The organism is Methanocalculus sp. (genome assembly GCF_030651615.1).
In the GTDB taxonomy this organism is placed as follows: Archaea; Halobacteriota; Methanomicrobia; order Methanomicrobiales; family Methanocorpusculaceae; genus Methanocalculus.
The window spans coordinates 1-5438 of the sequence record NZ_JAUSCG010000049.1 but is presented as its reverse complement, the minus strand read 5'-3'; the positions used below and the strand labels follow the sequence as shown (position 1 = coordinate 5438).

Below are 5438 nucleotides of genomic sequence, written 5' to 3'. Positions count from 1 at the left end.
AGCTCTCTTTGCGCCTTAGCGTGAGTATTCTTCTCCAATCCTGGAAATGGTATCACGCAAAGCCGCTAAGCCGCCAAGTTTTCTTGTATTGGGGTTAGGCATCAGCTCTCTTTGCGTCTTTGCGCCTTTGCGTGATGACTAACTATTCTTCCTCTGAAGGCCTGATCTGATCGCTTCGAAGTCCTCTTCCGTTGCATCAATCTCAAAGAGGACGGTCCCGTACTTCGGGCATAGTTTGGTGAACGGGATAAGGATCTTCTGCTTTTTGATCTTCAATCCGACGAGCATCGGTTTTGAAAGAAGCATCGAGAGTCCCCGGAACTCAAAACCCGGTGGCATCTCATACTGCTCCGCCGTGTTCTTTCTTACGTATTCGTTCACTTCATCCGGCTTTGCATCCATCAGGAGAACCTTGCCACCAAAATTATTGACACACCGTGCCTGCATATAAATCTGTTCGCCTCTAATAGAATAAATATCCTCGTATGTCTGGCGTCAGGTAGAAATAGCTATGGCAATAAAAGAGACATATGCCAGCACCTCTTGTTGGACGGAAGTTTGGAGTCAACGTCATCGATCCCCCTGACAGAGAACGGTGCAGGGGTGTCAGGGTTCTTGGAATATCCGGTTCAAGCCGTCAGGAGGGGAGCCTGAGTAAATCGGAACGGCTTCTCAAACGAGCTCTTGTCAAGTATGAAACATTCGGCTGTACAACGGAGTTTATCCGGCTGAAAGATCTCAAAATCTATCATTGTGAAGGGAACTATTCTGAAGACCCCTCACAGTGTATCTACCCCTGCATGTCCACCCTGAAGTACCAGGATGACCAGATGCAGACGGTCTATGATGCGATACTCAGATCTGACATCCTCATCATCGCCTCACCCATCCGTTGGAACAACCATTCCGCCCTGATCCAGAAGTTTGTTGAGCGGATGAACTGCATCGAGAACCAGTATTCATGGTTTGGAAACCGGATGATCAAGGATAAAGTGGCGGGACTGATCATCATCGGGCATGTCGATGGGATTCAGCATGTCGCAGGCAACCTCTTCAACTTCCTCTCATGGCTTGGATTTGCCATTCCGGATGTTGCTATCACCTCGTGGGTCGGGGAGAATGACGAAGACACCACCCGCGACTGGGAGAAGATAGAGGGAAATCCCTATACGCAGGAGGATCTGGAGAATATGGTGCATAGTTCGCTTCGGCTTGCCTGTTCTCTGAAAAATGGATGAAGATCTTCTCCTTCTCCCGGGCTCTTCTTATTGTGGTGCAGGAAGAGTTTCATCATGGGCTGAATACTCCTCGGTCAGCTTCCTGATATCACGAACCTTCCCGTTTGCTGCCTCGATGATCGAGAGGACTTCAAGATAGCGTGAATCGCTGCTCTCATTGATCTTTGCGATCCTCTGTAAATAGAGCGTGTACTCAAGGTTCAATGTACGCCTGAGTTCAATGTCACGGGCCCGGAGAGAACTGATCGTCTCCTTTGTTGAATTCGGGAAATTTTTCGATAACTCCTGCATATTTCCGTCAAATATCCGGTATATCCCCCGGATCGCCTCAACCTGGCCTGTTGGCAGGGGTCGGCCCATTCGGGCTGCATTTCGTGCAACCTTTGCAAGATCGCGGGAGAGATCTCCGAGGCGTTCGAGATCATTTGAGATCCTGACAAGGAGCATCGTCCTCTTTGCCTGCATCTCGGTGAGTGCCCTCTTTGATACGGTGAAGGTTGCCTTCTCGACCTCCTCGTCGAGGAAGTCATTTAGGAGTTCGAGTTTACCTGCCTTCTGGTATGCCCGTGCAGCCTTTTCCGCCGTGAATACCGCCATCGCGGCATCGAATGCCTGGTTGGTCACATCATAGAGGTGTTTTACCTCCTCCTCAATGATACTCAGGACCTCATCCACCCTCTCCGGGAGTGGATCCTTGATCGCCACCGTCCGGAAGAGGATCTCCTCCTCCTCACCGGGAACAACCCTCATAACGAGGCTTGCAAACGGATGGAGAGCGAGGATAAAAACCCCCGATGCAACTATATTGAAGACCAGGTGGGCGTTTGCTACCTGCTGGGCTTCAGTCCCTCCTATCCCGGCAATGAAACTCACAAACGGGGTAAGGAACGGGAGTATCAGGAGAACTCCGCCGACATTAAAGATCGTATGTGCTGCTGCTGCTCTTCGTGCAAAGAGATCAAGTCCCCGTGATGCAAAAAGTGCGGTCGTTGTTGACCCGATATTTGCACCAAGAAGGAACGGAATCGCCTCGGGCATCGTGATCATCCCCTGCTGGGCAAGGATGACAACAAGTCCGGTTGTGACTGAACTTGACTGAAATGCGGTTGTTATCAGGAAGCCCACAAAGATCGCAAGTGGAAGGAAGGCGATCCCGCCGAGAAGCTCAAGGACGAGTGGATCGCTGCTATAGGGTTCTATGCCGTTAGAGATGATCGTCAGACCGAAGAAGACGAGACCGAAGTAGAAGAGGGGTTTTCCGAGGAATTTGTATCTCCCCCCGATGATCCCGATCAGAAAGCCTGCAAGGATGAAGACCGGTCCAAAGGAGGTGAGTTTGAAGGCGACGAGCTGTGAGGTGATCGTCGTTCCGATGTTTGAGCCGATGATGATCCCAAGGCTCTGAACAAATGAGATGGTACCGGCATTGACCAGGTTAATCGCGATCACCGTCGTTGCTGCACTCGACTGGATGAGTGCGGTGATGCCTGCACCAAGGAGGAGTCCTTTATACCGGTTGGTCGTAAGGCTGCCGAGGATAGCAGCAAATCGTCCTCGTGCAACTACCAGGATCTCTTTACTGAAGTTCTCGATTCCAAAGAGGAAGAGGATAACTCCAGGAACAACGGTGAAGAGGAGCTCCCATGTTGAGACCATACAGGAGTATGGATAGAACCAGTATGATAAAAAAAGGTATTGGAGGATTCAGCCGCGGATCATCGTCCCGACACCGAGATCGGTGAAGAGCTCAAGGATAAGGTTATGTGGGGCGTTTCCATTGATGATATGACAGCGCTCGACCCCGTTTCTGGATGCATAGATGCATGCCGCCAGCTTTGGGATCATCCCCCCCTGGATCGTTCCGTCTGCGATCATCCCCTCAACCTCAGCAAGGGTAAGCCGGTGATAGACCTTCGTTCTTTTTGTATCCATCACGCCGTCAACATCGGTGAGGGAGACGAGTTTTCCTGCATCAAGTGCAACCGCAATCTCTCCCGCCATTGTATCCGCATTGATATTTAAGTTATTACCCGCTTCATCGATTGCAAGCGGGGATATCACCGGGATGTATCCTGAATCAAGGAGTGTCCTGAGGAGGCCCGGGTTCACACGCGAAATCTCGCCGACAAACCCGAGATCGACCTCTTCTTCTCTATCTTCGATCATCACTCTCCTGAGATCCATCTTCCTTGCGATGACGAGATTGCCGTCATTTCCTGATATCCCAACTCCACGGGCACCGTTCTGTGCGATCAAAGAGACGATGGTGTTGCTGATCTTTCCTGCAAGGACCATCATCGCAATCTCAAGAGTGTCCTGATCAGTCACCCGGAGACCGGCAACAAACTTCGGTTCTTTACCCATCGCCTTCATCTTATCGGTGATCTCAGGGCCTCCTCCGTGTACCAGAACGACCCGCATCCCGATATAATGGAGGAGGACGGCATCTTCGATGACGGTGTTCATGATCGCCGGGTCAACCATCGCGTGTCCGCCCAGTTTGATGACGATCGTCTTGCCATGGAACTGCCTGATATAGGGGAGTGCCTCCATCAGAACGTCTTCACGCTTCATGTTGTGTACTTCCCGTTGATCTCAACGTACTTCTCAGTCAGATCACAGCCCCATGCGGTCGCTTCAGCAGAACCTGAGTCGAGATCGATCGTAAAGACGACGGTGTCGCCCCGCATCGCTGCCTTGGCTGCTACAAGGTCTGCTGTGATCTCACCCTTCTGAACAAGCGGAGTCTTCTCTTCGCCTGTTCCGATCCAGAGAGAGAGGTCGGGGATCTCAAAGTCCACTCCCGCATATCCTGCCGCTGCAACGACCCTGCCCCAGTTCGGGTCCTGTCCATAGACTGCGGTCTTGACAAGGGGGCTTGTCACGACGGTCTTTGCGATCTTCTCTGCATCCGCCTCATTTCGTGCGCCGCAGACTGCGACCTCGATCAGTTTTGTGGCACCTTCGCCGTCCCGTGCAATCGACTGTGCAAGGCTGATGCAGGCTTTTGTGAGTGTATCTTCAAGATCCTTTCTTTTGATCTTTCCGGCTTCACCGGTTGCGGTCAGGAAGACACAATCGTTTGTTGAGACATCACCATCGACTACAATCCTGTTAAAACTTCTTCGAACAGCGATCTTCAGGGATTCCTGCAGCTTTTTATCACTGATATCGGCATCCGTATAGAGAAACCCAAGCATCGTCGCCATATTCGGAGCGATCATCCCGCTCCCTTTTGCGATGCCGGCAACTGAGAACCCCTCCCCTGAGAAGAGGGCGTGCTTCTCGACGAGATCAGTCGTCATAATTGCCCGTGCCGCCTGGATCTCTGCATCTTCGGAGTGAACTGGTGTAAGCTCTCCCGCCTGCCGATGAATGAGTTCCAGATCAAGGTATCTGCCAATGACGCCGGTGCTTGCCACACCGATCCTGTTAGGATCACTACCCAGTGCATCACCCCCGATCTCCGCCATCTCGATCGCATCTGAAAGGCCTCGTCTTCCGGTGTACGCATTTGCACACCCTGAGTTTGCGATGATGCCTTCAATCCGCCCCTTCCTCATCCGTTCGGCCATCAGGTCGATGACGGGTGCACGTGCCTTATTCTGAGTAAAGACGGCTGCTCCAGCTCCCGCTGCCCTGATCAAGGCAAGACCGTACTTCCCCTCTTTCATACCGGCCGCTTCTACTCCTGCGATGCCACAGATGCTCTTCATTGTATCTCCTCTTCACGCTGTCTTCCCATACCTTCAACGATATTCGCCCTGGTGACGATACCTGCAAGCTTTTCATTCTTCAGGACCGGCAGACGGGCAACTCCTTCCCTGAGCATGATCCGTGCCGCCTCTTCAATCGTATCCTCTGCATTGACGGTGATGATCGGATAGCTCATCACTGAGCTGACAGTACGGGACCCAATGTCAGAAAGAGCTTCTTTTGTCTTCTCCCAGTTGAAGAACTCGCGGATCGGGATCTCGATCACCTCAAGGGGTGAGGGGAGCCAGAGGTCTTCGCTTGGTCCTTTCACTGCGAGCAGGGCGAGGATATCCGACTCGGTGATCATCCCGATCAGGTTCTCTCCATCCATCACCGGGAGACCGCCGATCTTCTTTTCACGGATGATCCTGGAAGCCTCACGGATGGTGTCCTTTGACTGGATGGTGATCGGATCTGGTGTCATAACTGCTTCTACAATCATAA

6 protein-coding genes are annotated in these 5438 nt (G+C 52.0%); 1 reads left to right on the top strand and 5 read right to left on the bottom strand.

The genetic code is table 11. The annotated features are described in order from the left end of the window. Window positions 1-138: 138 nt before the first annotated feature. Window positions 139-447: a DUF1894 domain-containing protein gene (locus Q7V06_RS01920; protein ID WP_304837264.1), complete on the bottom strand. Its 309-nt coding sequence runs from the start codon at window positions 445-447 to the stop codon at window positions 139-141. A gap of 83 nt (window positions 448-530) precedes the next feature. On the opposite strand from Q7V06_RS01920, the gene Q7V06_RS01915 reads away from it, so the two are divergent. After that, window positions 531-1238, top strand: coding sequence for a flavodoxin family protein (locus tag Q7V06_RS01915; RefSeq protein ID WP_304837261.1), 708 nt, complete (start codon window positions 531-533; stop codon window positions 1236-1238). Between the two features lie 27 nt (window positions 1239-1265). Here Q7V06_RS01915 and Q7V06_RS01910 read toward each other — a convergent pair whose 3' ends face one another. From Q7V06_RS01910 to Q7V06_RS01895, 4 genes are all read right to left on the bottom strand, one after another. Then, complete coding sequence (locus Q7V06_RS01910; protein WP_304837258.1) at window positions 1266-2894, bottom strand: Na/Pi cotransporter family protein; 1629 nt, start codon at window positions 2892-2894, stop codon at window positions 1266-1268. Window positions 2895-2942: 48 nt separating this feature from the next. Further along, on the bottom strand, window positions 2943-3812 hold the full coding sequence (gene argB / locus Q7V06_RS01905; RefSeq protein ID WP_304837255.1) for an acetylglutamate kinase: 870 nt from the start codon (window positions 3810-3812) through the stop codon (window positions 2943-2945). Further along, window positions 3809-4954 carry a bifunctional ornithine acetyltransferase/N-acetylglutamate synthase gene (gene argJ / locus Q7V06_RS01900; protein WP_304837252.1) on the bottom strand — a complete coding sequence of 382 codons (1146 nt, stop codon included), beginning with the start codon at window positions 4952-4954 and terminating at the stop codon, window positions 3809-3811. The genes argB and argJ overlap by 4 nt, the downstream gene beginning before the upstream one ends. Next, on the bottom strand, window positions 4951-5438 hold a 488-nt coding region (locus Q7V06_RS01895; protein ID WP_304837249.1), incomplete at its 5' end, for a CBS domain-containing protein. The genes Q7V06_RS01895 and argJ, both read right to left, overlap by 4 nt.